Origin of the sequence: Ancylobacter moscoviensis (genome assembly GCF_007559435.1) — a bacterium.
Classification (GTDB): domain Bacteria; phylum Pseudomonadota; class Alphaproteobacteria; order Rhizobiales; family Xanthobacteraceae; genus Ancylobacter; species Ancylobacter moscoviensis.
In genome coordinates, this window is sequence record NZ_VMBP01000005.1 from 134,667 (window position 1) to 161,054 (window position 26,388).

The window sequence follows — 26,388 nt, forward strand, 5'->3', positions numbered from 1 at the left end:
GAGAGGAGCTAGTCCCATGAAATTCACCCTCTCCTGGCTCAAGGAGCACCTCGACACCGACGCCTCGCTGCAGGACGTCCTCGATGCGCTGAACCGCATCGGGCTGGAGGTCGAGGGCGTCGAGGACAAGGCGGCCAAGCTCAAGGGCTTCACTATCGCCTATGTGATCTCCGCCGTTCAGCATCCCAACGCGGACAAGCTGCGGGTGTGCATGGTCGACACCGGCGCCGGCGCGCCGGTGCAGGTGGTGTGCGGCGCGCCGAACGCCCGCACCGGCATGAAGAGCGTGTTCTCGCCGCCCGGCACCTACATTCCCGGCAAGGACATCACGCTCGGCGTCGGCACCATACGCGGCGTCGAGAGCCGGGGCATGCTGTGCTCGGCGGCCGAGCTGCAGCTCTCCGAGGACCATGACGGCATCATCGACTTGGCCGAAGATGCGCCGGTCGGCGTTCCTTACGTCGACTGGATCGGCCTGAACGACCCGGTGATCGAGATCGCCGTCACCCCGAACCGCGCCGACGCGCTCGGCGTGCACGGCGTGGCGCGCGATCTCGCCGCCGCCGGGCTCGGCCGGCTGGTGGAGGACGAGATCGTGCCGGTGAAGGGCGCCTATCCGTGCCCGGTCTCGGTGACGATCGCGGACGGGGCGCCCTGTCCCGCCTTCGCGCTGCGGCTCGTGCGCGGGGTGAGGAACGGCCCGTCGCCCGACTGGCTGCAGGCCAAGCTGCGGGCCATCGGGCTGCGTCCGATCAACGCATTGGTCGATGTGACCAATTTGCTGACCTTCGACCAGAACCGCCCGCTGCACGTCTTCGACGCGAAGAAGGTGCACGGCAATCTCGTCGTGCGCCGGGCGAAGGCGGGCGAGAGCCTGCTGGCGCTCGACGGCAAGACCTATGCGCTGGACGAGGGCATGTGCGTCATCGCCGACGACAAGGCGGTCGAATCGCTCGCCGGCGTGATGGGCGGCGAGGAGAGCGGCTGCGACGAGGCGACGACCGACGTGCTGGTCGAATCGGCGCTCTGGGAGCCGATCAACATCGCCCAGACCGGCCGCAAGCTGGGGCTGAACTCCGACGCCCGCTTCCGCTTCGAGCGCGGCATCGACCCGGCCTTCACCTTGGCCGGGCTGGAGCTGGCGACCAAGCTGATCCTCGATCTCTGCGGCGGCGAAGCGTCCGAGGTGGTGCTGGCCGGCGCCATTCCTGACACTACCCGCGTGATCGAGTTCCCGCTGAGCCTTACCGAGAAGCTGACCGGCCTCGTCGCTACCGACACCGAACAGGTCGAGACGCTCGCCACGCTCGGCTTCAGGGTCGAGGGCACGTCTGGCACCGTGCGGGTGACGCCGCCGAGCTGGCGCGGCGACATCGAGGGCAAGGCCGATCTCGTGGAGGAGGTCATCCGCATCGTCGGCCTCGACCGCGTGCCCTCGCTGCCCTTCCCGCGCGACGAGAACGCCCGCAAGCCGGTGCTCACCACGCTGCAACTGCGCACCCGCAAGGCCAAGCGCGCCCTCGCGGCACGCGGCCTCGTCGAGGCGGTTACCTGGTCCTTCGTGGCGAAGGCGGAGGCGGAACTGTTCGGCGGCGGCAGCGCGGCGCTGGCGCTCGCCAACCCCATCGCCTCCGACCTCTCCGACATGCGTCCGAGCCTGCTGCCGGGGCTGGTCCGTTCGGCTCAGACCAATGCAGATCGCGGCTTCGGTGACGCGGCCCTGTTCGAGGTCGGTCAGGTCTTCAAGGGCGACCGGCCGCAGGACCAGTTCATCGCCGCCACGGGCATCCGCCGCGCCACCGCCAAGCCGGCGGGCGCCGGGCGTCACTGGTCCGGCAAGGCCGAGGCGGTCGATGCCTTCGACGCCAAGGCCGACGCGCTGGCCGTGCTGGCGGCGGCGGGCGCGCCGGTGGCGAACCTGCAGATTTCGACCGACGCGCCGGAATGGTTCCATCCCGGCCGCTCCGGCACCTTCCGCCTCGGCGCCAACGTCATCGGCCATTTCGGCGAGCTGCACCCTTCCGTGCTGGAAGCGCTCGATGCGGCGGGAGACGGGAAGTCGCCGCTGGTGGGCTTCGAGGTGCTGCTCGACCGCGTGCCCGAGCCCAAGGCCAAGGCGACCCGGGTCAAGCCGCTGCTTGAACTCGCGGCCTTCCAGCCGGTGGAGCGCGATTTCGCCTTCGTGGTGCCGCGCAGCGTCGCGGCGGGCGACATGGTGAAGGCCGCCGCTGGCGTCGATCGCAAGCTCATCACGGCGGTGAACGTGTTCGACCTCTATGAGGGGCCGGGAATCGACGCCGACAAGAAGTCGGTGGCGCTTTCGGTCACGCTCCAGCCGCGCGAGAAGACCCTCACCGACGCCGAGATCGAGGCGGTGGCGGGCAGGATCGTCGCGGAAGTGGCGAAGAAGACTGGCGCCACCCTGCGCGGGTAGCCACCCAATGAACGTGATCCCCGGGCTTGTCCCGGGGATCCACGTCTTACTTCGGTCCGGAACGAGAAGTCGCGGATGGCCGGGCCAAGCCCGGCCATGACGCCGATCATGTCGTAGAGGGGCTCACGCCGGCCGTCGCCGACGAGCCGAAACGCCTTGGTGGGTGGCGGGCTTCGGCGAGCCTCTCCTGGATCCCGGATCGGCGCCGTGCTGCGCACGGCTTGTCCGGGACACGGTTACGCTGGCCCGTCGCCGACGAGGCGCAACGCTCTTGTGGCGGCGGCTTCGCCGGCGCTCCAGGCGGCGGTCAGCGTGCCCCAGCCGCTCGTGTCCACATAATCGCCGGCGAGGAAGATGCGGTTCTGCAGCGGATCGGCGAAGACGCGACGTTGCGCGCCCTGTCCCGGCGAGGCCGCCGCCAGCGCCCCCCGGAACAGCGGGTCGCTGGTCCAGCGCGACGCGGAGACCTCCTTCACCGTATCGCCGGCAATGCCGAAGGTCGCGCCGAGATAGGTCCGCACGAGCGCCAGCGCGGCCGTCTCACCCTTCTCGGCGATCTCGCGGGCCTGCGCATCGGCGAAGGTCAGCACATGCACGTCGCTGCCATTGATGCGCCCGCGCAGCAGGGCGGGCGGCACCTTGCCGTCAGCCCCGACCCTGGCGAGCACCGTCTCGTTCGGCTCCAGCCCGAGCGGATTGCCCGGCAGCAGGAACGCCACCTGCTCCAGCGCGCCGGCCGGAATGGCGCGGAAGGCATTGGCGAAACGGGGCGGCAGCGCCGGGTTGAAGCGTATCGCACCCGCCGCGATCACCGGCGCGGGCACCGCCAGAATGATGGCGCGGGCGCGGATCGGCGTGCGCTGGTTGCGGACGGTGAGCATGTGCAGGCGGCCGGCATTGGTGATCTGCGTCACCGGCGCGTCGGTCTGCACGTTCAGCCAGGCGCCGAGCGCTTCCATCAGCGCGCCCATGCCGGCCGGGCCGGTGGTGTCGTCGGGCGGGGCGTCGCGCAGCGCCAGATCGAGTGCCGACAGGCTTGCCAGAGGGCGCCCGCAGCTCATCGGCCCGAGGAAGGCGGCGGCCGTCGCGGACCAGCCGCTGACGGTCGCGGGAGCGCCCGATGCCGCGGCGAGAATGGTCGCGGCTGCCGGGTCCTTGCCGGAATCGGCCGCCACGAGCAGATCGCGCCGCGCCTTGCCGAGCGCGGCGGCGAAGGCATCATAGCCGCTCTCGTGAGCCTCGCGCCGCCCGTCGAACAGCCGGCGCCCGGAGGGCAGGGCGACGAGGCCTTGTCCGGCCGCCTGCGCGCTTTCCGCCAGCGTGCCATCGCCGCGCGCAAAGCCGCTCGCGCCGAGGTCGACGTTCTGGCCGAAGACGTTCAGCGTCCGCGCCCGGCCGCCGAGCTTCGGCCCGGCCTCCAGCAGCACATAGGAGCGCTTGGCGTCGGCCACTTTGCGCGCCGCCGCGATGCCGGCCGCGCCGCCGCCGACAATGGCGATGTCGACATTGCCCTCGCCCATCGCCTGCGCGAAGGCGGGCGCCGGCAGCAGGGCGGCGGAGGCGGCGGCCAGAAAGCGGCGGCGGGTAAGGGAGCCGGAGAAGGGCGGCGTTTCGGTCATACGGCGGACGTCATGCGTCGGATTCGGAAGAAGGTGTGGGCGGCACGCTAGCATGGCGGCCCCCTGCGGCGAAGCCGGCTGGACGCGCAGCGGCCTGCGAAGCCCCGCGAATCATGCTTTGTTCGCGGCGGAACGAATCAGGACTCGCGAACTGATTCGGGAATTGCAAGTCCCCGGCCGGCCCCGGCCGATTCATTTGCCGGAGCGAACGGCTTGAGAGGAACGCCGCGGCGCCTTACCTAGGGACGGTCGCCATCGGGGATCATCATGCTGCGGGACGCATTCAAGGCCTTTCTCCAGACCTTTTCGCCGGAATATCGCCGGGTCCTGCTTCGCTCCATCGGTCTCGCCGTCGGCCTGCTCGTCGCGCTGGGCATCGGCGCGCATTACGCGCTCACCTATTTCGTGGCGCTGGACGTGCGCTGGGCGCAGATCACGCTCGATATCCTCGCCGCCTTCGGCATCATCATAGGCGCTGTCTTCCTCGTTCCGCCGGTGACCTCGCTCATCGCCGGTCTGTTCCTGGACGATGTGGCCGCGCTGGTGGAGCGCACCGATTTCCCCGGCGAGCCGGAGGGCAAGGCGCTGCCGATCGGGCGCTCGCTGGTGCTCACCGTCAGGTTCTTCGGCGTGATGCTGGCGGTGAACCTCGTCGCCCTGCTGTTGCTGCTGGTGCCGGGCGTCAATCTCGTCGTCTTCTACGTCGCCAACGGCTACCTGCTGGGGCGCGAATATTTCCAGCTGGCCGCCATGCGCTTTCGCGACGAAGACCAGGTGGCGCTGCTGCGCCGCCATCATTCCGGTGCGGTGTTCCTCGCCGGCCTCATCATCGCCGCCGTGGTGTCGGTGCCGATCCTCAACCTCATCACCCCGGTCTTCGCCACCATCTTCATGGTGCGCCTGCACAAGCGCCTGACGCGGGCCGACTACTAGGCCGGCGTCTTCTCCGGCCAGCGGCAGAGATCCGCGATCAGGCAGCGCGGGCAATCCGGGCGGATCGCCTTGCAGATGTAGCGCCCGTGCAGGATCAGCCAGTGATGGGCGTGCAGCTTGAAGCGCTCGGGGATGACGCGCTCCAGCCCCAGCTCGACCTCCAGCGGCGTCTTGCCGGGAGCGAGGCCGGTGCGGTTGGCGACCCGGAAGAGATGGGTGTCGACGGCGATGGTCGGCATGTGGAAGGCGATGTTGAGCACGACATTCGCCGTCTTGCGGCCGACCCCGGGCAGCTTCTCCAGCGCCTCGCGGTCCGCCGGCACCTCGCCGCCGTGCTCGGCGATCAGGCGGCGGGAAAGCTCCACCACGTTCTTCGCCTTGCCACGGTAGAGGCCAAGCGTGCGGATGTGCTGCGCGACGCCCTCCTCGCCCAACGCCACCATCTTCGCCGGCGTCGGCGCCGCCTTGAACAGGCCGCGCGTCGCCTTGTTCACCCCGGTGTCGGTGGCCTGAGCGGAGAGCACCACGGCGACCAGAAGAGTGTAGGGATCGTGATATTCGAGCTCGCCTTCGGGGTGCGGATTGGCTGCCTCGAAGCGCGAGAAGGCGGTTTCCACCTCCTGCGCCGTCCACGGACGGAAGGCGCCGCCGATCGCCGCCGCGGCGGCATTGGCGACGGCGCGCCGGCGTGCGGGCGGGCTGGCGACCGGCGTGGCGAGGGCGACCTTGGCGCCGGCGGCTGTTCTCTTGGCGGCCGTCTTGGTGTCCGCCGTGGGGTCCACCTTGGGGTTCCCCTTGACTCCGGCCTTGCCGGCCGCGCGCCCGCCGGTGGCGGCGGCTCCGGCGAGCTTGCCCCTGGCGCCTGCGCGCGCCGGGCGGCGCGCCGAATCCCTGTCCCCATCAGCCATTTTCGACCTATAATGCCGGCCCATGAGCGCTGCCAATACCGCATCCGGTCGCGACGACCGCGATGATGCCGAGCCGACGCTGTTCGAGGCGCGGTACCATCCCTATCGCTCGCTGGACGAGCGCGGCTTCATGATCGTGATGATCATCGTCGCCGGCATCAGCTTCGTCTGCGGCCTCGCCTTTCTGCTGATGGGCGCGTGGCCGGTCTTCGGCCTGTTCGGGCTCGACGTGCTGGCGATCTGGTGGGCGTTCCGGATGAATTTCCGCGCGGCGCGCACCTGCGAGGAGATCGTCGTGACGCCGAGCCTTATCCGGCTGCGCCACGTGACGCCGGACGGCACGGAATACCAGGAGGAGCTGAACCCGCTCTGGACCCGGCTGAACCGCGAGCTGCACGAGGATTACGGTCTGCAGCGGCTGACGCTGGAGATGCGCGGCCGGCCCTATGTAATCGGCAGCTTCCTACACACGGCGCAGCGCGAGGAGCTGGCGGACCGGCTGTCGCTGGCGCTGAACGAGGCCAAGCGCGGCGTGGTGCGCTCGGCGTTCTGAGGTCCGCCCTCTGGGGCCGTGTCGAAATCGGGTGGCCCCGGCCTGCGGGGCGTGGTCGGATAGGTCCAGCAGGAGGAGAACGCCCGTGCTAGCGCCCAATCTCGATGCCGCCCATCCGCTGGAGATCGCCGCCGCCGACTACGAGATCGTGCGCCGGGCGGTCGAATATGTGAATCTGCGCTTCCGCGACCAGCCGGAGGTCGAGGAGATCGCCCGCGCCTCCGGGGTCAATCCGCGCGCGCTGACCGACCTGTTCCGCCGCTGGTGCGGGCTCACCCCGAAGGATTTCCTCCAGGCGGTGACGATCGACGCCGCCCGGCGCGTGCTGTCCGAATCCGACAATGTGCTCGACGCGGCCTATGAGCTGGGGCTGTCCGGCCCGGGGCGGCTGCACGACCTGTTCGTGGTGCACGAATCCATGTCGCCGGGTGAGTGGAAGACCGGCGGCGCCGGACTGGTGGTGCGCTACGGCTTCCACGCCTCGCAGTTCGGCATGGCGCTGGCCATGGTCACGCCGCGCGGCCTGTGCGGCCTCGCCTTCGCCGATGAGGGCGAGGAGGACAAGGCGCTCGCCGACATGCGCCGGCGCTGGCCGAACGCCATCTATATCGAGGATCCGCTGGCGACCGCGCCCTACGCGGCGCGCATCTTCGACCGCGGCACCTGGAGCCCGGACGATCCGCTGCGCATCGTGTTCATCGGCACCGATTTCGAGGTGAAGGTGTGGGAGACGCTGATGCGCATCCCGTTCGGCAAGGCCACCACCTATTCCAGCATCGCCAATTGCGTGGAGCGGCCGAAGGCGGCGCGCGCCATCGGCGCGGCGGTGGGCAAGAACCCGATGTCCTTCGTCGTGCCGTGCCACCGCGTGCTCGGCAAGAACGGCGATCTCACCGGCTACCACTGGGGCCTGACCCGCAAGCGGGCCATCCTCGGCTGGGAGGCGGGCCAGCTGTGCAGCGAGGGCGGCAGCTGAGCGCCGCCCGCGCTCAGTGCGCGACCGATTTCGAGAACAGGTTGACGACCAGCACGCCGGCGATGATCAGGCCCAGGCCGATGATCGCCGGCGTATCCAGTTTCTGGCCGTAGAACAGCCACGCCACGGCGGTGATCAGGACGATGCCGAAGCCCGACCATACGGCATAGGCGATGCCGGTCGGTATGGTGCGCAGCACGATGGCGAGGCACCAGAAGGCGATGCCGTAGCCCAGCAGGGTGATCAGGCTCGGCACGAGACGTGTGAGCCCGTCCGAGCGCGACAGCGCCGTCGTCGCGATCACCTCGGCGGTGATCGCGACCAGCAGCAGGGCGTAGGTGGCGAAGGAGGCCATCGGGTGTTCCGCCTCAGCCGGCGAGGTCGACGACGCTCTCGACCGTCGAATCCGCCTTCAGCCGGTAGACGACCGGCGCGCCGGTGGCGAGCTCGCGCTTCATGATGCTCTCGGGCGTGTGCTTCTCCAGCACCATGATGAGCGCGCGCAGCGAATTGCCGTGCGCGGCCACCAGAACCCGGTTGCCCTGCAGCACCTTCGGCAGGATCTCGGTGACGTAGTAGGGCAGGGCGCGGGCCACCGTGTCCTTCAGGCTCTCGCCGCCGGGCGGGGGAACGTCATAGGAGCGGCGCCAGACATGCACCTGCTCCTCGCCCCATTTGGCGCGCGCGTCGTCCTTGTTGAGGCCTGACAGGTCGCCATAGTCGCGCTCGTTCAGCGCGAGATTCTTCACCACCGGCAGGCCGGTCTGGCCGAGCTCGGCCAGCGCCAGATCGAGCGTCTTCTGGGCGCGGCTGAGGTCGGAGGTGAAGGCGAGGTCGAACTGGTAGCCTTCCTCCTTCAGCCGCTTGCCGGCGCGCTTGGCCTCCTCCACGCCCTGCGGCGTCAGGTCCGGGTCGCGCCAGCCGGTGAAGAGGTTCTTCAGGTTCCACTCGCTCTGGCCGTGGCGGACGAGGACGAGGAGGCGTTCGGACATCGGTGCGTGCTCCGTGCGGTCAGAAGTCGGTGAGGCCGAGAACGTCGGTCATGGAATAGAGGCCCGGCTTGCGCCCGCGGGCCCAGCGCGCCGCGGCCAGCGCGCCGCGCGCGAAGATGCCGCGATCCTCGGCCCGGTGGCCGAGTTCGATCCGCTCGCCGGCGCCGGCGAAGATCACGTTGTGCTCTCCCACCACCGTGCCGCCGCGCAGCGTGGCGAAGCCGATGTCGCCCGCCTTGCGCGGCCCGGTATAGCCGTGCCGGGAGAACACGCCGTTCTCCTCCAGCGTCACGCCGCGCCCCTGCGCGGCAGCCTCGCCGAGCAGCAGCGCCGTGCCGGAGGGCGCGTCGATCTTGCGGTTGTGGTGCATTTCCAGCACCTCGATGTCGAAGCCTTCGTCGAGCGTGCGGGCCACGCGCCGCACCAGCGCCGCCAGAAGGTTCACGCCGAGGCTCATATTGCCGGACTTGACGATGGTCGCGTGACGCGCGGCCGCGGCGATCTTCGCGTCGTCCTCCGGGGAAAGGCCGGTCGTGCCGATGACGTGCACGATGCGGGCCTGCGCGGCGAAGGCGGCGTAGCCCACGCTCGCGGCCGGAACGGTGAAGTCGATCACGCCGTCGGCGGCGGCGAAGAGGGTGAGCGCGTCGTCGGAGATCTTGAGCCCGTTCGCCGGCAGTCCGGCGAGCTCCCCGGCGTCCCGGCCGACGAACTCGCTGCCGGGCTGGTCGACGGCGCCGACGAGAAGGAGATCGGGTGCCTCGCTGATGGTGCGCATCAGCACGCGGCCCATGCGTCCTGATGCCCCGACGACGACGAGCCGCATCTGCGTCATGTACTCAAGCTCCCTCGGTCCCCGGCGGGGTATAGCGGCCTTCGACTGCCACGAAAAGTGCGCGATCGTCGTACAATCTTCGCATTGCGGCGGCCTTCGGCTTGACGCGCGTGACGTGCGCCTGTACAGGTCGCGCAACTTTACGAAGGAGTGGCGCCGAGATGCGCAAGAAAATTATCCTTATCGTAGGACGGCGCGTCGCCGCGGAGCTTGCCTGACGGCTGCTCCGCTCACCGGTGACGCGCGGAAAATGGCCCCTGACGGGGCCTTTTGATTTTCTGGACCGCTCTTCGACATTCCCAGCTTGAGACCGACGAGTTCAAAAGGAACAAGACCATGATGCGCGAGATGACCGGCGCCGAAATGGTGATGCAGGCCCTGATCGATCAGGGCGTCGAGCACATGTTCGGCTATCCCGGCGGCGCCGTGCTGCCGATCTACGACGCCATGTTCCACCAGAACCAGGTGAAGCACATCCTCGTGCGCCACGAGCAGGGCGCCGTGCACATGGCGGAAGGCTATGCCCGCTCCTCCGGCAAGGTCGGCGTCGTGCTCGTCACCTCCGGTCCCGGCGCCACCAACGCGGTGACCGGCCTGACCGACGCGCTGCTGGATTCCATCCCGCTCGTCTGCATCACCGGCCAGGTGCCGACGCACCTCATCGGCACCGACGCGTTCCAGGAATGCGACACGGTCGGCATCACCCGGCCCTGCACCAAGCACAACTACCTGGTCCGCGACGTCAACGACCTCGCGCGCATCATGCACGAGGCGTTCTACGTGGCGCAGAACGGGCGTCCGGGCCCGGTCGTCGTCGACATCCCGAAGGACGTGCAGTTCGCCAAGGGGATGTACATCGGCCCCGAGAACATCCAGCACAAGACCTACCAGCCGCGCCTGAAGGGCGACCCGGAGAAGATCCGCACCGCCGTCGAGCTGCTGGCCAAGGCCAAGCGCCCGATCCTCTACACCGGCGGCGGCGTCATCAATTCCGGCCCCGAGGCGAGCCGCCTGCTGCGCGAGTTCGCCCGGCTGTCCGGCTATCCCGTCACCTCGACGCTGATGGGGCTGGGCGCCTTCCCGGCCTCCGACAAGCAGTGGCTGGGCATGCTGGGCATGCACGGCACCTACGAGGCCAACATGGCGATGCATGACTGCGACGTCATGCTGTGCATCGGCGCGCGCTTCGACGACCGCATCACCGGCCGCGTCGACGCCTTCTCGCCGAACTCGAAGAAGATCCACATCGACATCGACCCGTCCTCGATCAACAAGAACGTCAAGGTCGACCTGCCGATCATCGGCGACGTCCGGCATGTGCTGGACGACATCCTGACCGTCTGGCGCTCCATGAAGGTGGAGCCGGACCGGCAGGCGATTGCCGGCTGGTGGGGCCAGATCGACCGCTGGCGCGCCCGCAAGTCGCTGTCGTTCCAGCCGGGCGACCGCATCATCAAGCCGCAGCAGGCGGTCAAGGCGCTCTACAACGCGGTGAAGGACAAGGACGTCTACATCACCACCGAGGTCGGCCAGCACCAGATGTGGGCGGCCCAGCACTTCCACTTCGAGGAGCCGAACCGCTGGATGACCTCGGGCGGCCTCGGCACCATGGGCTACGGCCTGCCGGCGGCGATCGGCGTGCAGGTGGCGCACCCGAACAGCCTCGTCGTCGACATCGCCGGCGAGGCCTCGATCCAGATGTGCCTGCAGGAGCTTTCGACGGCCTTGCAGTTCAACCTGCCGGTCAAGATCTTCGTGCTGAACAACGAGTACATGGGCATGGTGCGCCAGTGGCAGGACCTGCTGCATGGCGGGCGCTATTCGCACTCCTACTCGGAATCGCTGCCGGACTTCGTGAAGCTCGCCGAAGCCTATGGCGGCGTCGGCATCCGCTGCTCGAACCCCGCCGATCTCGACGGCGCCATCCAGGAGATGATCAGCGTCGACCGGCCCGTGCTGTTCGATTGCCTCGTCGACAAGATGGAGAACTGCCTGCCGATGATCCCGTCGGGCAAGCCGCACAACGAGATGATCCTGCCCGACAACGCCGCGGCGCTCGACGAGGCCATCGACGAGGAAGGCAAGATGCTGGTGTGATCCGGCTTCCCCGTAACCACGTCATGGCCGGGCTTGGCCCGGCCATCCACGACTTGTCATACCGAATTCGTGGATCCCCGGGCCAAGCCCGGGGATGACGACCAGAAAGCCTTCTTGCTCGTTACAATACGTCAGAGTTCCCCATGCCCCCGGTCCAAGAACCCGCCGAACGCCACACCCTCTCCCTGCTGGTCGACAACGAGCCGGGCGTGCTCGCCCGCATCGTCGGCCTGTTCTCGGGACGCGGCTACAACATCGACAGCCTGACCGTCTCCGAGGTCAGCCACGACACCAAGCTCTCGCGCATCACGGTGGTGACCACCGGCGCGCCGCCGATCATCGAGCAGATCAAGAGCCAGCTCGACCGGCTGGTGCCGGTGCACCGCGTCGTCGATCTTACCGTGGTCGGCAAGGCGGTGGAGCGCGAGCTTGCGCTCATCAAGGTCCGCGGCAAGGGAGAGATCCGGCAGGAGGCGCTGCTGATCGCCGACAGTTTCCGCGCCCGCACCGTCGACACGACGCTGGAGAGCTTCGTGTTCGAGATCACCGGCAAGCCGGAGAAGATCGACCAGTTCGTCTCGCTGCTGGAGCCGCTGGGCCTCGTCGAGGTCTCGCGCACCGGCGTCGCCGCCATCGGCCGCGGGCCGGACGGGATGTGATGCGACGGACCGGCGTGGTGACGAGCGCGCCGGTCCGTCCGTCTGCCCGATACCCTTTCCGCCCGATACCCTCGCCGAGATGCGGTGGCTCATCTTCGTGCCTGGCGCGTCTTGCGGAGGGGCAGTGTCTCGGCTACGACGGAACCGTAACGTACGGTACGGATTTCAGAGGCGGTATCCACGCTTATGGCGACGCATCCCGACCCGAGCGGCGAGACGCTGACGGAACGGCAGCAGGCCGTTCTCGACGCCGTGCTCGCCCTCATGGTGGAGCAGGGCGGCGACCTCACCATGACGGCGGTGGCCCGGCGCGCCAGCTGCTCCAAGGAAACGCTCTACAAGTGGTTCGGCGACCGCGAGGGGCTGCTGACGGCGACCGTGCGCTGGCAGGCTTCCAAGGTGCGGGCCGGCAATTACGACCGCCAGAGGCTCGACGCCCTCGCCTTGCGCGACAGCCTGATCCGCTTCGCCGCCAACTGGCTGGGCGTGATCTCCAGCCCGACCTCCATCGCGCTGAACCGCTTCGCCATCGCCCAGGCGGGCGCGCGGGGTTCCAATCTCGGCGCCATCATGCTGGCCAATGGTCGCTTCGCCATCGGCGAGCGGCTGAAGCCGGTGCTCGATGCGGGCCGGGAGGCCGGGCTGATCTCCTTCGACGATACCGAGACCGCCTTCCGCACCTTCATCGGCCTCGTCGGCCGCGACGTGCAGATCCGCCTGCTGCTCGGCGACCGGCTGAACCTCGCCGCCACCGAGATCGAGCGCGACGCGGCCCGCGCCACCGACCAGTTTCTCACCCTCTACGGCACGGAGAAGACCGCTCCCGGCCGGAACCCGACTAACGCGTGACACAAGGAGACACCCATGCGCGTTTACTATGATCGCGATGCCGACCTGAACCTGATCAAGGGCAAGAAGGTCGCCATCATCGGCTACGGCTCGCAGGGCCGCGCCCATGCGCTCAACCTCAAGGATTCCGGCGCCAAGGAGATCGCCATCGGCCTGAAGCCGGGTTCGGCGACCGCCAAGAAGGTGGAGGCCGATGGCCTCAAGGTGCTGACCGTCGCCGAGGCCGCCAAGTGGGCGGACCTGATGATGATGGCCACCCCGGACGAGCTGCAGGCCGACATCTACCGCGACGAGATCGCCCCGAACATCCGCGACGGCGCCGCGATCGCCTTCGCCCATGGCCTCAACGTGCATTTCGGCCTGATCGAGCCGAAGTCGACCGTCGACGTGCTGATGGTCGCCCCCAAGGGCCCCGGCCACACCGTGCGCGGCGAGTACCAGAAGGGCGGCGGCGTGCCGTGCCTCGTGGCCGTGCACCAGGACGCCTCGGGCAACGCGCTCGACCTCGGCCTGTCCTATGCCTGCGGCGTCGGCGGCGGCCGCTCGGGCATCATCGAGACGACCTTCAAGGAAGAATGCGAGACCGACCTGTTCGGCGAGCAGGTCGTGCTCTGCGGCGGCCTCGTGGAGCTGATCCGCGCCGGCTTCGAGACGCTGGTGGAAGCCGGCTACGCCCCGGAGATGGCCTATTTCGAGTGCCTGCACGAAGTGAAGCTGATCGTCGACCTCATCTATGAGGGCGGCATCGCCAACATGAACTACTCGATCTCCAACACCGCCGAGTGGGGCGAGTACGTCTCTGGTCCGCGCATCATCACCGCCGAGACCAAGGAAGAGATGAAGCGCGTCCTCAAGGACATCCAGACCGGCAAGTTCACCTCGGATTGGATGCAGGAGTATCGCGCTGGCGCCGCCCGCTTCAAGGGCATCCGCCGCCTGAACGACTCCCACCAGATCGAGCAGGTCGGCGAGAAGCTGCGCGGCATGATGCCGTGGATCTCGGCCAACAAGCTGGTCGACAGGGCGAAGAACTGATCGCGACCATCCGGTCGACGACCGAAAAAAAGGGCGGCCTTCGGGCCGCCCTTTCCGTATCCGCTTCGGCGTGGAGCCGGTCAGACGGCGGCGGTCAGGCCCGGCTCCTTCGCCTTCTCGCCCTTGTGGTAGACGACGTAGACGTAGACCGGGATGTTCAGCTCCGCGAGGTGGCGCTCGATCAGCGGTTTCACGTCCGCCCATTCGAGGCCACCGACGCCGGTGGCGAGGCGCGGCAGGGCGAGGCTGGTGACGCCTTCCTCCCTCGCGTGGCGCGCAAGGGCGCGCAGCGCGTGGCCGACATGTTCGAGGCTCGCCTTGCCCGGGCGGCCGATGGCGTTCTCGGCCGGCTCCTGCGTCAGCAGGTTGACGATGCGCACCGGGCCGCCTTCCGCCGACACGCCGCCCCACGTCCAGATCTCCCCCGCCTTGGGGTGGTCGATGCGGCAATAGTGGCGGAAATCCTTGGCGAGCGAGGGCCAGCGCTCGCGCAGCGCCAAAGCGAGGCCGGTGTCGAAATGGTCGCCGGGAGCCACGCCATGGGCGATCGCCTGCGCGCCGCTCAGCAGGATGTCGCCTTCGACTTCGTGGATGTTCGCCATGGGTCTTCCTTCCTTACCTCACTGTCGTTCGATCCTGTTTCGGCGAACGGACGAGGCAGGTCTTTGAGGAAACGCAACGTCTCCTCACCACCCCATGAGCTTCATCGCCGCCGCGCCGGGGCCGAGCAGCAGCAGTGCCCATGCCATGGCGGAGGCGATGTTGGCCATCTGGAAGATGAAATGCGGCATGGCGAACATGCCGGCGATGAGCGGGATCACCGCGCGCAGCGGGCCGAAGAAGCGCCCGATGAACACGCTCCACGAACCGAAGCGGTGGAAGAAGCGCTCGCCGCGCTCCATCATCTCCGGATAGTTGCGCAGCGGCCAGATGCGCCGCACGCTGTCCTTGAAATAGTGGCCGATCCAGTAGGAGATGGCGTCGCCCAGCGCCGCGCCCGCAGCCGCGCCGAACCAGACCGGCAGGAAGGCGACGCCGCCGGCCTCGATGATCGGCCCGAGCCCGATCAGCACGAAGGTAGCGGGGAAGAACAGCGACAGCACGGCGAAGGATTCGCCGAAGGCGAGGATGAAAGCGACATAGGGCGCCCAGTGCGCATGCGCCTCGACGAAGGCGAGCGCCTCGCGCGCATAGGCTTCCAGCTCGATCACGCCGGTGCCCTCACAGCCGGTCGCGCAGCGCGTAATAGCTCAGGCCGGCGACCAGAAGCGGCCAGCGCATCAGCGGCCCGCCGGGGAAGGCCGGCACCGGCAGCCGCTCCAGCAGGTCGAACTCGCCGAGCTGGCCCTTCACCGCCTCTCCCAGCAGCTTGCCGAAATAGGGCGCCAGCATCACCCCCTGGCCGGAATAGCCCGCCGCCGTGAGCACGCGGGAGGAGAGCCGGCGCACGAAAGGCATGCGCGTCATGGTGATGCCGAGAATGCCGCCCCAGCCATAATCGATACGCACATCGGCCAGCTGGGGAAAGATGCGCAGCATGTAGGGGCGCACGAAGGCGCCGGGGCTCGGCCGCAGCCGGCGCGTGTAGCTCTCTCCGCCGCCGAAGAGCAGCCGCCCGTCGCCGGAGAGGCGGTAGTAGTTGACGACGAAGCGGCTGTCGGCGACCGCCGCGTCGTTGGCGATGATGTCGCGCGCGCGCGCGCCCAGCGGCTCGGTGGCGGCGATGTAGTTGGCGATGGGCATGACGTAATTGTCGACGCGCCGGTCGAGCCCGTCCTGCAGCCCGTCGCCGCATTCCAGAACCCAGTCCGCCTCGACCGCGCCCTGTGCCGTGACGACGCGCACCTTCGCGCTTTCCTCGATGCGCAGCGCCCGCGACTGCTCGAACAATCGTGCCCCGGCGCCCTGCGCCGCCCGCGCCAGCCCCAGTGCCAGGTTGAGCGGGTGCAGGTGGCCGGCGCCATGGTCGATCATGCCGCCGTGATAGACATCCGTCCCGACCAGCGCGCGGAGTTCTTCGCGGGAGAGGGGGGTAGCATGCGGGTAGCCGTAGACCTCGCGCAGCCTGCGCGCATAGGCGTGGCTGTGGGCGACGTAGGCCGGCTTGTGATCGGCGACGATCAGGCCGGGGCGCACGTCGCAATCGATGCGATGGCGGGCGATGAGGGCGTGGAGGAAGGCCTTGGCGTCCTCCGCCAGCCGCCACAGCGCCTTGGCGTCGTCAAGGCCGACATGGCTTTCCAGCCAGTCCTGATCGCGGCGCTGGCCGCTGTGGATCTGGCCGCCATTGCGGCCCGAGGCGCCGGAGCCGAGGCGGGTGGCTTCCAGCAGCACCACGTCGAGCCCGGCCTCGGCCATGTGCAGCGCGGCGGAGAGGCCGGTGTAGCCGCCGCCGATGACGCAGACATCCGCCTTCACCGTGCCGGCGAGCGCGGGGCAGGGGGGAAGGTGATGCGCCGTGGCGGCGTACCAGCTTTGGGGATGGTCGATTTCGGACGCCATTACAGAACCTTACGCCAATGCTCAGCGACGCGCGAAGAGCCGTTCGATGTCGGCCAGCGCCAGGGTGACGAAGGTCGGCCGCCCATGATTGCACTGCGCGGCGTTGGGCGTCTCCTCCATCTCGCGCAGCAGGGCGTTCATCTCCTCGACCTTGAGGCGGCGGCCGGCGCGGACGGAGCCGTGGCAGGCCATGGTAGCGGCGATGTGGAGCAGGCGCCGCTCCAGCGGCAGCGCGTCGTCCCATTCCGCCGCGTGCTCGGCCAGCTCGCGCACCAGCGCGGTGACGTCGGCACCGCCGAGCAGCGCCGGCACCTCGCGCACCAGAACCGCGCCGGGACCGAAGGGCTCGACGACGAGGCCCAGCGTCTCCAGCGCCGCGGAACGCTCGTAAAGCCTTGCGGCGTCGGAAGGATCGAGCTCGACGACGAGCGGCACCAGCAGCATCTGGCGGGCGAGGCCGTCGCGCTCCATGGCCGCCTTCAGCCGCTCATAGACGATGCGCTCATGGGCGGCGTGCTGGTCGATGACGACGACGCCGTCCTTCGTCTGGGCGATGATGTAGGTTTCGTGCAGCTGCGCGCGGGCGGCGCCGAGCGGGCGCTCCATGAGGTCGGGCGCCGCCGGCGCGGCGTTCGCGCGGGCATCGGCGGAAGGCGCGAAATCAAGGCCCAGCGCGCCTTCGCGGCCGCCGGAGGTCAGGCCGGGCGGGCCGAAATCGAAGCGCGCCGGCGCCTCGCGGAACCCATCCGCCGGCAGGGTAGCAAAATGCGTAGCATTCGCGCCCCGGAAGGTAGCGTCAGGTAGCGTTTCGCCCCCCGGTGTCGCAGGGAGTAGCGCTTCGCCGTCCGGCGTCGCCGGCATGGCCCAGGAGCGCGTCCAGTCGTAATTGCCCGGCCGGGCCGCGCCGTGCCCCTCCGGGCCGAAATCCCGGCGGGCGAACTGGGCGAGGCGGTCCGCCGCCGTCGAGGCGGTGCGCGGCACGCCGGCGGTCAGCGCGTCGGTGAGGGTGCGTACGATGAGGGCGCGGACATTGCCGGCATCGCGGAAGCGCACCTCGGTCTTGGCGGGATGGACGTTGACGTCGACCTCGCGCGGGTCGAGGTCGAGGAAGAGCGCCGTCACCGGATGCCGGTCGGACGGCAGCAGGTCGGCATAGGCGGCGCGGATGGCGCCGATCAGCACCTTGTCGCGCACCGGCCGGCCGTTGACGAACAGGTACTGCGACAGCGAATTGGCCTTGGAATAGGTCGGCAGGCCGGCGAGGCCGGTGAGCCGGGCGCCTTCGCGCAGGCCGTCCACGTCGAGCGCGTTGGTGCCGACCTCCTGGCCGAGCACGTCGGCGATGCGGGCCCGCTGGCCGCTAGCATCCGGCGTGCGCGCCGGCCAGGTGACGGGCGGGCGCTCGTCGGTGACGAGGGTGAAGCCGACCTCGGGGCGGGCCAGCGCCAGGCGCTTCACCGCATCCACCGCCGCCGCCGTCTCGGCGCGCTCGGATTTCAGGAATTTCAGCCGCGCCGGGGTGGCGAAGAACAGGTCGCGCACCTCCACCCGCGTGCCGAAGCCGAGCGCGGCGGGCTTCACCGGCGACTTCACGCCGCCCTCGACGCGGATCTCGTGCGCGGTGTCGGCGCCGCGCGGGCGGCTGGTGATGGACAGCCGCGCCACCGAGCCGATGGAGGGCAGGGCCTCGCCGCGGAAGCCGAGGGTGGCGATGGAAAGCAGGTCCTCGCTGTCGAGCTTGGAGGTGGCGTGGCGCTCGACGGCGAGGGCAAGCTCCTCCGCGCTCATGCCGCTTCCGTCGTCGGTCACGCGCATCAGCCGGCGGCCGCCGCCGTCGATGACGATCTCGATGCGGGTGGCGCCGGCGTCGAGGGCGTTCTCGACGATCTCCTTCAACGCCGCCGCCGGGCGCTCGACCACCTCGCCCGCGGCGATGCGGTCGACGAGGGTGGAGGGGAGCAGGCGCAGCGGCATGGGAAGGCTCGATTCGAAACGGCGTCAGGGCCGACTATAGCAGGGTGGCGGCCGGCATGCCCTGCAGGCTCGCCATTCTCCGGATCAGCACGCCCTATCGTCCCCCCATCATCTCTGGACTCGGCCGAAGCGTGCACGATTCCATTGCTCGTCGGCAGCTAGCGACCGAGGGTGTCGCGAAGGGTATCAAGCGCCTGCGCAAGCTGGTTAGCGCTGGCGAAGCATTTCGCGTCTTCGTTAATATCGTACGGTTTCCAGCAATTTTCGATGCGAAGATACCCCTTTGCTCGCATGCAAACATTAGTGAAACGAAGCTGCTCCAGGTTGTCTCTGGCTTGCTTCATCGCATCGAGTTGGCACTGGGCAAGAGTCGTGCCGCGACTCTCGATGCATCCTGACAGAAAAATGGCCATTATTATTAATAAGATCGTACGGATCATTGCTGATGACTGCCATATGTCCGTATGGACGGCAAAAAACTCGCCTCTATTCGATAATTTATTGCCGTTTCATCAAAGGCGTGGATGGCCGGGACGAGCCCGGCCATGACGCGAATGCACGAGGCGGGAAACGCCTCTATGCCTCCGCCGCCGCCAGCCGCTCCGCCTTTTGCCGTTCCATTTCCTGCCGCTTGGTCATCACCGAGGCGATGATGACGACGACCGTGACGATGGCGATCAGGATGGTGCAGGCGGCGTTGATCTCCGGCGTCACGCCGAGGCGCACCTGCGAGTAGATGCGCATGGGCAGCGTGGTGGCGCCCGGCCCGGTGGTGAAGCTGGCGATGACGAGATCGTCCAGCGACAGGGTGAAGGCCAGCATCCAGCCGGAGATCACCGCCGGCAGGATGATCGGCAGGGTGACGACGAAGAAGGTCTTGAACGGCGTGCAGCCGAGATCGAGCGCGGCTTCCTCGAGGCTCCGGTCGAAGGTGACGAGGCGCGACTGCACCACCACGGAGACGAAGCACATGGTGAAGGTGATGTGCGCCAGCGTGATGGTCCAGAAGCCGCGGTCGAGACCGATGGCGACGAACAGCAGCAGCAGCGACAGGCCGGTGATCACCTCCGGCATGACGAGCGGCGCGTAGACCATGCCGGAGAACAGCGTGCGGCCGATGAAGCGCCCGTAGCGGGTGAGGGTGATCGCCGCCAGCGTGCCGAGCACGGTGGCGATGGTCGCGGTGAGGAAGGCGACGCGCAGCGTCACCCACGCGGCGTCGAGCAGCTGCTGGTTCTGGAACAGCTGCCAGTACCAGTGGGTGGAGAAGCCCGCCCACACCGTCACCAGCCGCGAGGCGTTGAAGGAGTAGATCACCAGCAGGATGATCGGGATGTAGAGGAACGCGAAGCCGAGCGCGATCGAGGTGACGTTGAACCAGGAGAGACCCTTGCGCATCAGCGTCCCTCCACTTCGCGGGCCTGGAGGTTCTGGTAGAAGACGATGGGTATCACCAGCACCATGAGGAGAAGCACCGCCACCGCCGAGGACACGGTCCACGAGCGGTTCACCGAGAACTCGGTCCACAGCACCTTGCCGATCATCAGCGTGTCCGAGCCGCCGAGCAGGTCGGGGATGACGAATTCGCCCACCGCCGGGATGAAGCACAGCAGGCTGCCGGCGAAGACGCCCGGCAGCGAGAGCGGCCAGGTGATCTTCCAGAAGGCGGCGAAGGGGGGGCATCCGAGGTCGGCGGCGGCCTCCAGGAGCGTGTCGTCCATCTTCTCCAGCGCCGAATAGAGCGGCAGGATCATGAAGGGCAGGTAGGAATAGACGATGCCGATATAGACCGCCGTGTTGGTGGCGAGGATCTGCAGCGGCGCGTCCGGCGAGATGATGCCGAGCGCCATCAACAGCTGGTTGAGCAGCCCTTCCGGCGACAGGATGCCGATCCACGCATAGACGCGGATCAGGAACGAGGTCCAGAACGGCAGGATGACCAGCATCAAGAGCGTCGGGCGGATCGACTTCGGCGCCCGCGCCATGCCGTAGGCGATGGGATAGCCGACGATGAGCAGCAGCAGGGTCGAGATGCCGGCGATCCAGAGGCTGGAGCCGTAGGCCTCGATGAACTCGTTGTCCCAGCTCAGGACGTAGGAGTAATTCTCGAAGGAGAGCTGGGAGAACGCATCCTTGAAGGCCTCCCAGCCGGCCGACAGGTCGAAGATCGGCTCATAGGGAGGCTGGGCGATGGCGTCCTGGGAGAGGCTGATCTTGAAGACGATCAGGAACGGCACCAGGAACAGCGCCACGAGCCACAGATAGGGGATGGCGAGGACCAGCCAGCGCCCGCGCGACTTCACCGCCATGGACGCCTCCTCAGCTCGTCAGCACCACGCCCGCATCGGGCGTGAAGGAGACGTAGACCTTGTCGTCCCAGGTGATCGGCCGCTCGACCATGCGGGTGAGGTTGGGCTTGGCCGCCTTCACGCGCGTGCCGTTGGGCAGCTCCACATGGTAGATCGAGAGGTCGCCGAGATAGCCGATGTCCCAGATCGTGCCGGAGAGGCAGTTGACGCTCGGATCGGCCGGCGGGTCGAGCTCGACCCGCAGCTTTTCCGGGCGCAGGGCGACGGCGACGGTGTCGCCGACCTTGGCGGGGCATTCCTGCGAGACGCGGATCGACATGTCGGGCGCGGCCTCGGCGCGCAGCGTGACGGCGCCGGGGGCGATCGACTCGACCCTGGCGTCGAGGATGTTCACGTCGCCCACGAAATCGGCGACGTAGCGGGAATTGGGCTGCTCGTAGATGATGGCCGGCGGGGCGACCTGCACCAGCTTGCCGTGGTTCATCACCGCGATGCGGTCGGCCACGGTCATCGCCTCCTCCTGATCGTGGGTGACGATCAGGAAGGTCATGCCGAGCTCCATCTGGATGTCCATGAGCTCGAACTGGGTCTCCTCGCGCAGCTTCTTGTCGAGCGCGCCGAGCGGCTCGTCGAGCAGCAGCACCTTGGGGCGCTTGGCGAGCGAGCGGGCGAGGGCGACGCGCTGGCGCTGGCCGCCGGAGAGCTGGTGCGGCTTGCGCTTGGCGAACTTCTCCAGCTTGACGAGCTTGAGCATCTCCTCGACGCGGGCGGCGACGGCGCCCTTCTCCATGCGGTCCTGCCGGAGGCCGAAGGCGATGTTGTCCCATACGCTCATATGCGGGAACAGCGCGTAGGACTGGAACATCATGTTGGTCTGCCGCTTGTAGGGCGGCGTGCCGACGAGATCCTCGCCGGCGAGGGTGATCTTGCCCTCGGTCGGCTCCTCGAAGCCGGCCAGCATGCGCATGAGCGTGGTCTTGCCGCAGCCCGACGGGCCGAGCAGGGCGAAGAATTCGCGCTCATAGATGTCGAGGGAGAGGTTGTCGACGGCCGTGAACTCGCCGAAACGCTTGGTCACGTTCTGGTAGCGGATCAGCGGGACGGCCTGCGGGTCGTTCCAGGGAGCGAATTTGCGGCGGATGCCACCGATGGTCTTCTGCGTCTTCTCGGCGACGCCGGTGCTCATGCTGACTGGTCCCGTTGTACCGCTCGATGCGTCGGCTCCCGAACGCTAACCGGCTTCGCGCGGCGGCTCAACGGGGACCGTGCAAACTATTTTATCATGCACGGAAACGGGCACGGGCGCCCCGCCTTGACGGCCGCAAGGGGGCCGTGATTGCCTCAAGGCGGCGCAAATCGCGCATCAGGAAGGCAATCATGGCCAAGAAGAAGCGTTCTGAGAAGGACGTGGTTGAAGCGCCCCGCGGCGTCACCTCGCTCGCCGAGGCGAAGGCGTGGATGGCGGCACGGGGCATCACCGAGATCGAATGCGCGGTGCCCGATCTCGCGGGGGTCGGGCGCGGCAAGATCATGCCGGTGTCCAAATTCCTTTCCGGTCCCACGATGAACCTGCCGCTCAGCGTGTTCTTCCAGACCATCTCGGGCGACTACCCGCCCTATGACGACCTCGTCGACTCCGTGGTCGCCGACAGCGATCTCGTGATGGAGCCCGACTTCTCCACCCTCGCCGTCGTGCCCTGGGCGCAGGACCCGACCGCGCAGCTCATCCACGACGCCTATCACCGCGACGGGCGCCCGGTGGATCTCGCCCCGCGGCAGGTGCTGCGGAACGTCGTCGACCTCTACGCGAAGAAGGGGTGGAAGGCGGTCGTGGCGCCGGAGATCGAGTTCTATCTCGTCGAGCCCAACACCGATGCCGACTACCCGCTCAAGCCGCCGATCGGTCGCTCCGGGCGGCCGGAGATCGGCCGGCAGTCCTATTCGATCCAGGCGGTGAACGAGTTCGATGCGCTGTTCGAGGACATGTACGACTACTCCGAGGCGCAGGGTCTGGAGATCGACACGCTGATCCACGAGGACGGCGCGGCGCAGATGGAGATCAACCTGCTGCACGGCGACCCGGTGACGCTCGCCGACCAGGTGTACCTGTTCAAGCGCACGATCCGCGAGGCGGCGCTGCAGCACAAGATCTACGCCACCTTCATGGCCAAGCCGATCGCCGACGAGCCCGGCTCGGCCATGCACCTGCATCAGTCGATCGTCGACGGCGAGACGGGCAAGAACATCTTCTCCGACGCGGATGGCGACCCGACGCCGGAGTTCTTCTCCTTCATCGCCGGCCAGCAGCGCTACCTGCCGGCGGTGATGTCGATCCTCGCGCCCTATGTGAACTCCTACCGCCGGCTGACGCGCGACTCCATGGCGCCGATCAACGTGCAGTGGGGCTACGACAACCGCACGGCCGGGCTGCGCGTGCCGCCCTCCTCGCCGGCGGCGCGGCGCGTCGAGAACCGGGTGCCGTCCTCGGACGCCAACCCCTATCTCGTCATCGCCGCCTCGCTGGCCTGCGGCTATCTCGGCCTCGTCGAGGGCCTGCGCCCGACCGAGCCGCTGGAATCCGACGCCAAGGGCCTCGATTTCGAGCTGCCGCGCGGCCTGCTCGAGGCGGTGGCGGCGATGCAGTATTCCGAGGAGATCACCAACGTGCTGGGTCCGTCCTTCGTGAAGACCTACACGGCGGTGAAGCAGCAGGAGTTCGACACCTTCATGCGGGTGATCTCGCCCTGGGAGCGGGAATATCTGCTGCTGAACGTGTGAGGGCGTTGGGCGCGTCCCGCGTGAACATCGTCATGGCCGGGCTTGTCCCGGCCATCCACGTCTTGGCCGCATGACGAAGGCGTGAATCCCCGGGCCGAGCCCGGGGATGACGTTGTTGGTGTGAAAAGGCGGGCCTTATGCCTCGACCTTTTCCTCCGCGAGGATTTCCCGCACGCGCGGGATCACCCGCGTGCCGTAGAGCTCGATGCAGCGCATCATCTTCTCGTGCGGCAGCGGGCCGGCGCTGTACTTCATGTCGAAGCGCGCGGCGCCGAGGGTTTTGACCGTGTTCGCGATCTTGCGGGCCACCGTCTCGGGCGAGCCGAGATAGAGCGAGCCGTGCTCGATCTCGCGCTCGAAGGCGTCGCGGCCATAGGCCGGCCAGCCGCGCTCGGCGCCGATGCGGTCGTGCATGCGCTTGTAGTCGTCGTAGAACTCCGCGCGCGCCGCCTCGTCGGTCTCCGCGACATAGCCATGCGAATGCACGCCGACCGGCAGGCTCTCGCCGCCGAGCTGCTCGATGGCCTTGTGATAGAGGTCGACATAAGGCGCGAAGCGGCCGGGATTGCCGCCGATGATGGCAAGCATCAGCGGCAGGCCGTAGCGCGCGGCGCGCACCACCGATTCCGGGCTGCCGCCGACGCCGATCCAGGTTTTCAACGTGCCGTTGGCGATCGGCGGGAAGACGTGCTGCTTCACCAGCGGCGGGCGCTTGCTGCCCTGCCACGTCACGCCCTCGGGCGTTCCGTTATCGCGCAGCAGCGCGGCGAACAGGTCGAGCTTCTCGGTGAACAGCGTCTCGTAGTCCTTCAGGTCGAAGCCGAACAGCGGGAAGGATTCGGTGAAGGAGCCGCGCCCGAGGATCACCTCCGCGCGCCCGTTCGACAGCGCGTCGACGGTGGAGAAGTGCTGGAAGACGCGGATCGGATCGTCCGAGGAGAGCACGGTAACGGCCGAGCCGAGACGGATGCGCCTGGTGCGCGTGGCCATGCCCGCCAGCACCACTTCCGGGGCCGAGACCGCGAAATCGTCGCGGTGATGCTCGCCGACGCCGATGAAGTCGATGCCGACCTCGTCCGCCAGCACCGCCTCGTCGACGAGGTTGCGGATGACCTGCGCGTGCGGCAGCGCCTTGCCGTCCGCCCCGCTGGTGACGTCGCCGAAGGTGTCGAGCCCGAGTTCGAGATGCTGTGCCATGACCATCCGCCTTTCCGCCGGCTCCGCGCCGGCGATCCCCATATGGACCGGCACGGCGGCGCGCGCATCACCTCGGCTGCAAGGACGGTCTTTCGCTTCTGCAAGGTCCGGCCGGTACCTCCCGCCGGTGCCGGGACATGAAAAAAGCCCGCTGGACGAACCAGCGGGCTTCAAGTCGGCGACACGAGGGGGTCGATGTCGCCGTAAGTTCGGGCGGGACGCGGCGTGCGCATCGCGTCATCCGCAGGAAACAAGGTCGTCGTTGCGCGGTTTCATGCCGGCGCGGGCGAGGTCCTGCTGCGAGGCCTCGCGCACCATCTCGCGCGTGGCGAGGCGGCGGGCCGCGCGGCGCTCCACCGAGCGGACAACGAGGACGGCCGTCGGATCCTGCCAGAGCGGACCTGCCGAGGCATCGCGCAGATCGCCGCGCGTGAGGCCGATGTCGCGCAGCATGCGGTCGTCGAACCCGCCGAGCTGGGCGAGATGACGGCGGCGGCCAACGGCCCGAATGAACTGAAGGCTACCCGTGAACACGGCGATCAGCACTCCGCTCGCCGCGGTACCGAATGAGGAGAACGCGGTTCTCCGGACTTCGCCAAGATACGACATCGATTCCTCCATCTGTCGGCCGCGCGGCGATGACGCTGGGTTTTCTGATCTCGCGGCGGCCCTGGAGCCACCCGATATCGACGTCATCCGTTCGCGGCGGGATCGTTATGCCGTACCGGGATTGATCACACTAGCGAATGTTTATGATCCAAGATATCATTCCGATTGATGATACGCCGCCGGGAGCGCCGCCGATGACCGTGTTGCTGGACATTGATCAATTAAGAACATTCATCGCCATCGCCGAAACGGGCAGTTTCACCAAGGCGGCTGATGTGGTCCACAAGACCCAGTCGGCGGTCTCGATGCAGATGAAGCGGCTGGAGGAGAGGGTCGGCAAGCCGATCTTCGCGCGCGACGGGCGCTCCTCGCGCCTCACCGACGAGGGCGAGCGGCTGCTCGATTACGCCCGGCGCATCGTCAAGCTGAACATGGAGGCGGTGGCCAGCCTCGCCAGCGCCGAACTCTCCGGCCGCGTGCGCCTCGGCGTGCCCGACGACTACGCCGACCGCTACCTCCCGGAGATCATGGCGCGCTTCTCCGCGACCCATCCCAATGTCGAGCTGACCGTCGTCTGCGATCCCTCGACCGATCTCATCGACCGCATCGACACCGGCGACCTCGACCTCGCCATCATCACCGACTGCGAGATGATCAACCGCGAGACGGAGATCATCCGCCGCGAGCAGCTCCTGTGGATCGGCTCCACCCGCCATTCGGTGCATCTGGAGGACCCGGTGCCGCTGGCGCTGGGCCGGCAGAGCTGCAACTGGCGGCAGGAGGCGATCTCCATGCTGCAGGCGGTGGGGCGGCCGTTCCGCATTCTCTATACCAGCTCGAACAGCACGGCGGTGTCGGCGGCGGTGCTCTCGGGTCTCGCCATCTCGGTGCTGCCGGAATCGGGGCTGCGGCCGGGGATGCGGGTGCTCGGCCCCTCCGACGGCTTCCCGGCGCTGGCGCCGTGCCGCATCGGCCTGCTGCGCAACCGGCATGAAGCCTCGGCGCTGGCCGACGCGCTGGCGAACCATATCGTGCAGGGCCTCGACAACATCTCCGAGGCGGCCATCGCGGCGGAGTGATCGCCGCCGCCTCTCATGCCGGGGGCGGGCGGAACCACCTCTCCGCCGCG

25 protein-coding genes are annotated in these 26,388 nt (G+C 68.2%); 10 read left to right on the plus strand and 15 right to left on the minus strand.

Features of this window, described 5'->3' with window-relative positions; translation table 11 throughout:
- The first annotated feature begins 16 nt into the window (after positions 1-16).
- Entirely contained in the window at positions 17-2,434 is a 2,418-nt protein-coding gene (pheT, locus tag FO470_RS15310; RefSeq protein ID WP_144343849.1) for a phenylalanine--tRNA ligase subunit beta, read from the plus strand.
- Positions 2,435-2,670: 236 nt separating this feature from the next.
- On the opposite strand, the gene FO470_RS15315 is transcribed toward pheT, so the two are convergent.
- A complete protein-coding gene (locus tag FO470_RS15315; protein WP_144343850.1) occupies positions 2,671-4,053 on the minus strand; it encodes a flavin monoamine oxidase family protein in 1,383 nt (460 codons plus the stop codon).
- A 267-nt stretch (positions 4,054-4,320) separates the two neighbouring features.
- Between FO470_RS15315 and FO470_RS15320 the strand changes: the two genes are divergently transcribed.
- Positions 4,321-4,986 carry a sulfate transporter family protein gene (locus FO470_RS15320; RefSeq protein WP_144343851.1) on the plus strand — a complete coding sequence of 222 codons (666 nt, stop codon included), beginning with the start codon at positions 4,321-4,323 and terminating at the stop codon, positions 4,984-4,986.
- Here the strand turns inward: FO470_RS15320 and nth are convergent.
- Positions 4,983-5,894, minus strand: a complete 912-nt coding sequence (gene nth, locus FO470_RS15325; RefSeq protein WP_144343852.1) for an endonuclease III — start codon at positions 5,892-5,894, stop codon at positions 4,983-4,985. The genes FO470_RS15320 and nth overlap by 4 nt on opposite strands.
- Before the next feature lie 22 nt (positions 5,895-5,916).
- Here nth and FO470_RS15330 point away from each other — a divergent pair, with 22 nt between their 5' ends.
- Together FO470_RS15330 and FO470_RS15335 are read left to right on the plus strand one after the other, a co-directional pair.
- On the plus strand, positions 5,917-6,447 hold the full coding sequence (locus FO470_RS15330; protein ID WP_144343853.1) for a DUF2244 domain-containing protein: 531 nt from the start codon (positions 5,917-5,919) through the stop codon (positions 6,445-6,447).
- 85 nt (positions 6,448-6,532) lie between these two features.
- Positions 6,533-7,423, plus strand: coding sequence for a methylated-DNA--[protein]-cysteine S-methyltransferase (locus tag FO470_RS15335; protein ID WP_144343854.1), 891 nt, complete (start codon positions 6,533-6,535; stop codon positions 7,421-7,423).
- Positions 7,424-7,436: 13 nt separating this feature from the next.
- On the opposite strand, the gene FO470_RS15340 is transcribed toward FO470_RS15335, so the two are convergent.
- The 3 genes from FO470_RS15340 to dapB are packed head-to-tail and all read right to left on the minus strand — an operon-like array spanning position 7,437 to position 9,250.
- Positions 7,437-7,778: an SMR family transporter gene (locus tag FO470_RS15340; protein WP_144343855.1), complete on the minus strand. Its 342-nt coding sequence runs from the start codon at positions 7,776-7,778 to the stop codon at positions 7,437-7,439.
- A gap of 13 nt (positions 7,779-7,791) precedes the next feature.
- Positions 7,792-8,415 (minus strand): 2,3-bisphosphoglycerate-dependent phosphoglycerate mutase, encoded by a 624-nt coding sequence (locus FO470_RS15345; protein ID WP_144343856.1) that lies wholly within the window; start codon positions 8,413-8,415, stop codon positions 7,792-7,794.
- A 19-nt stretch (positions 8,416-8,434) separates the two neighbouring features.
- Positions 8,435-9,250, minus strand: coding sequence for a 4-hydroxy-tetrahydrodipicolinate reductase (gene dapB / locus FO470_RS15350; RefSeq protein WP_186291988.1), 816 nt, complete (start codon positions 9,248-9,250; stop codon positions 8,435-8,437).
- A 336-nt stretch (positions 9,251-9,586) separates the two neighbouring features.
- On the opposite strand from dapB, the gene FO470_RS15355 reads away from it, so the two are divergent.
- The 4 genes from FO470_RS15355 (at position 9,587) to ilvC (ending at position 13,890) form a co-directional block, all read left to right on the plus strand.
- Positions 9,587-11,347, plus strand: coding sequence for an acetolactate synthase 3 large subunit (locus FO470_RS15355; protein WP_144343857.1), 1,761 nt, complete (start codon positions 9,587-9,589; stop codon positions 11,345-11,347).
- A 143-nt stretch (positions 11,348-11,490) separates the two neighbouring features.
- A complete protein-coding gene (gene ilvN, locus FO470_RS15360; protein ID WP_144343858.1) occupies positions 11,491-12,006 on the plus strand; it encodes an acetolactate synthase small subunit in 516 nt (171 codons plus the stop codon).
- Positions 12,007-12,192: 186 nt separating this feature from the next.
- Positions 12,193-12,855, plus strand: coding sequence for a TetR/AcrR family transcriptional regulator C-terminal domain-containing protein (locus FO470_RS15365; protein WP_144343859.1), 663 nt, complete (start codon positions 12,193-12,195; stop codon positions 12,853-12,855).
- A 15-nt stretch (positions 12,856-12,870) separates the two neighbouring features.
- Positions 12,871-13,890, plus strand: coding sequence for a ketol-acid reductoisomerase (ilvC, locus tag FO470_RS15370; protein WP_144343860.1), 1,020 nt, complete (start codon positions 12,871-12,873; stop codon positions 13,888-13,890).
- A gap of 80 nt (positions 13,891-13,970) precedes the next feature.
- Here the strand turns inward: ilvC and FO470_RS15375 are convergent, their stop codons facing one another.
- From FO470_RS15375 to FO470_RS15410, 8 genes are all read right to left on the minus strand, one after another.
- Entirely contained in the window at positions 13,971-14,492 is a 522-nt protein-coding gene (locus tag FO470_RS15375) for a macro domain-containing protein (protein WP_144343861.1), read from the minus strand.
- 84 nt (positions 14,493-14,576) lie between these two features.
- On the minus strand, positions 14,577-15,098 hold the full coding sequence (locus tag FO470_RS15380) for a DedA family protein (protein WP_418655060.1): 522 nt from the start codon (positions 15,096-15,098) through the stop codon (positions 14,577-14,579).
- A gap of 13 nt (positions 15,099-15,111) precedes the next feature.
- Positions 15,112-16,392 (minus strand): NAD(P)/FAD-dependent oxidoreductase, encoded by a 1,281-nt coding sequence (locus FO470_RS15385; protein WP_144343863.1) that lies wholly within the window; start codon positions 16,390-16,392, stop codon positions 15,112-15,114.
- Positions 16,393-16,413: 21 nt separating this feature from the next.
- Positions 16,414-18,366, minus strand: coding sequence for a DNA mismatch repair endonuclease MutL (mutL, locus tag FO470_RS15390; RefSeq protein WP_144343864.1), 1,953 nt, complete (start codon positions 18,364-18,366; stop codon positions 16,414-16,416).
- A gap of 158 nt (positions 18,367-18,524) precedes the next feature.
- Positions 18,525-18,806, minus strand: a complete 282-nt coding sequence (gene trbK, locus FO470_RS19875; protein WP_144343865.1) for an entry exclusion lipoprotein TrbK — start codon at positions 18,804-18,806, stop codon at positions 18,525-18,527.
- 136 nt (positions 18,807-18,942) lie between these two features.
- Positions 18,943-19,764 (minus strand): ABC transporter permease subunit, encoded by an 822-nt coding sequence (locus tag FO470_RS15400; protein WP_144343866.1) that lies wholly within the window; start codon positions 19,762-19,764, stop codon positions 18,943-18,945.
- A complete protein-coding gene (locus tag FO470_RS15405; protein WP_144343867.1) occupies positions 19,764-20,675 on the minus strand; it encodes an ABC transporter permease subunit in 912 nt (303 codons plus the stop codon). The genes FO470_RS15400 and FO470_RS15405 overlap by 1 nt, the downstream gene beginning before the upstream one ends.
- A gap of 10 nt (positions 20,676-20,685) precedes the next feature.
- Positions 20,686-21,861, minus strand: a complete 1,176-nt coding sequence (locus FO470_RS15410) for an ABC transporter ATP-binding protein (protein ID WP_144343868.1) — start codon at positions 21,859-21,861, stop codon at positions 20,686-20,688.
- A 191-nt stretch (positions 21,862-22,052) separates the two neighbouring features.
- Here FO470_RS15410 and FO470_RS15415 point away from each other — a divergent pair, with 191 nt between their 5' ends.
- Positions 22,053-23,453 (plus strand): glutamine synthetase family protein, encoded by a 1,401-nt coding sequence (locus tag FO470_RS15415; RefSeq protein ID WP_144343869.1) that lies wholly within the window; start codon positions 22,053-22,055, stop codon positions 23,451-23,453.
- Positions 23,454-23,588: 135 nt separating this feature from the next.
- Here the strand turns inward: FO470_RS15415 and FO470_RS15420 are convergent, their stop codons facing one another.
- Together FO470_RS15420 and FO470_RS15425 are read right to left on the minus strand one after the other, a co-directional pair.
- Entirely contained in the window at positions 23,589-24,650 is a 1,062-nt protein-coding gene (locus FO470_RS15420; RefSeq protein ID WP_144343870.1) for an LLM class flavin-dependent oxidoreductase, read from the minus strand.
- Positions 24,651-24,887: 237 nt separating this feature from the next.
- Positions 24,888-25,271 carry a DUF1127 domain-containing protein gene (locus tag FO470_RS15425; protein WP_244616487.1) on the minus strand — a complete coding sequence of 128 codons (384 nt, stop codon included), beginning with the start codon at positions 25,269-25,271 and terminating at the stop codon, positions 24,888-24,890.
- Between the two features lie 182 nt (positions 25,272-25,453).
- Here FO470_RS15425 and FO470_RS15430 point away from each other — a divergent pair, with 182 nt between their 5' ends.
- Positions 25,454-26,338: a LysR substrate-binding domain-containing protein gene (locus tag FO470_RS15430; protein WP_144343871.1), complete on the plus strand. Its 885-nt coding sequence runs from the start codon at positions 25,454-25,456 to the stop codon at positions 26,336-26,338.
- Positions 26,339-26,388 lie beyond the last annotated feature (50 nt).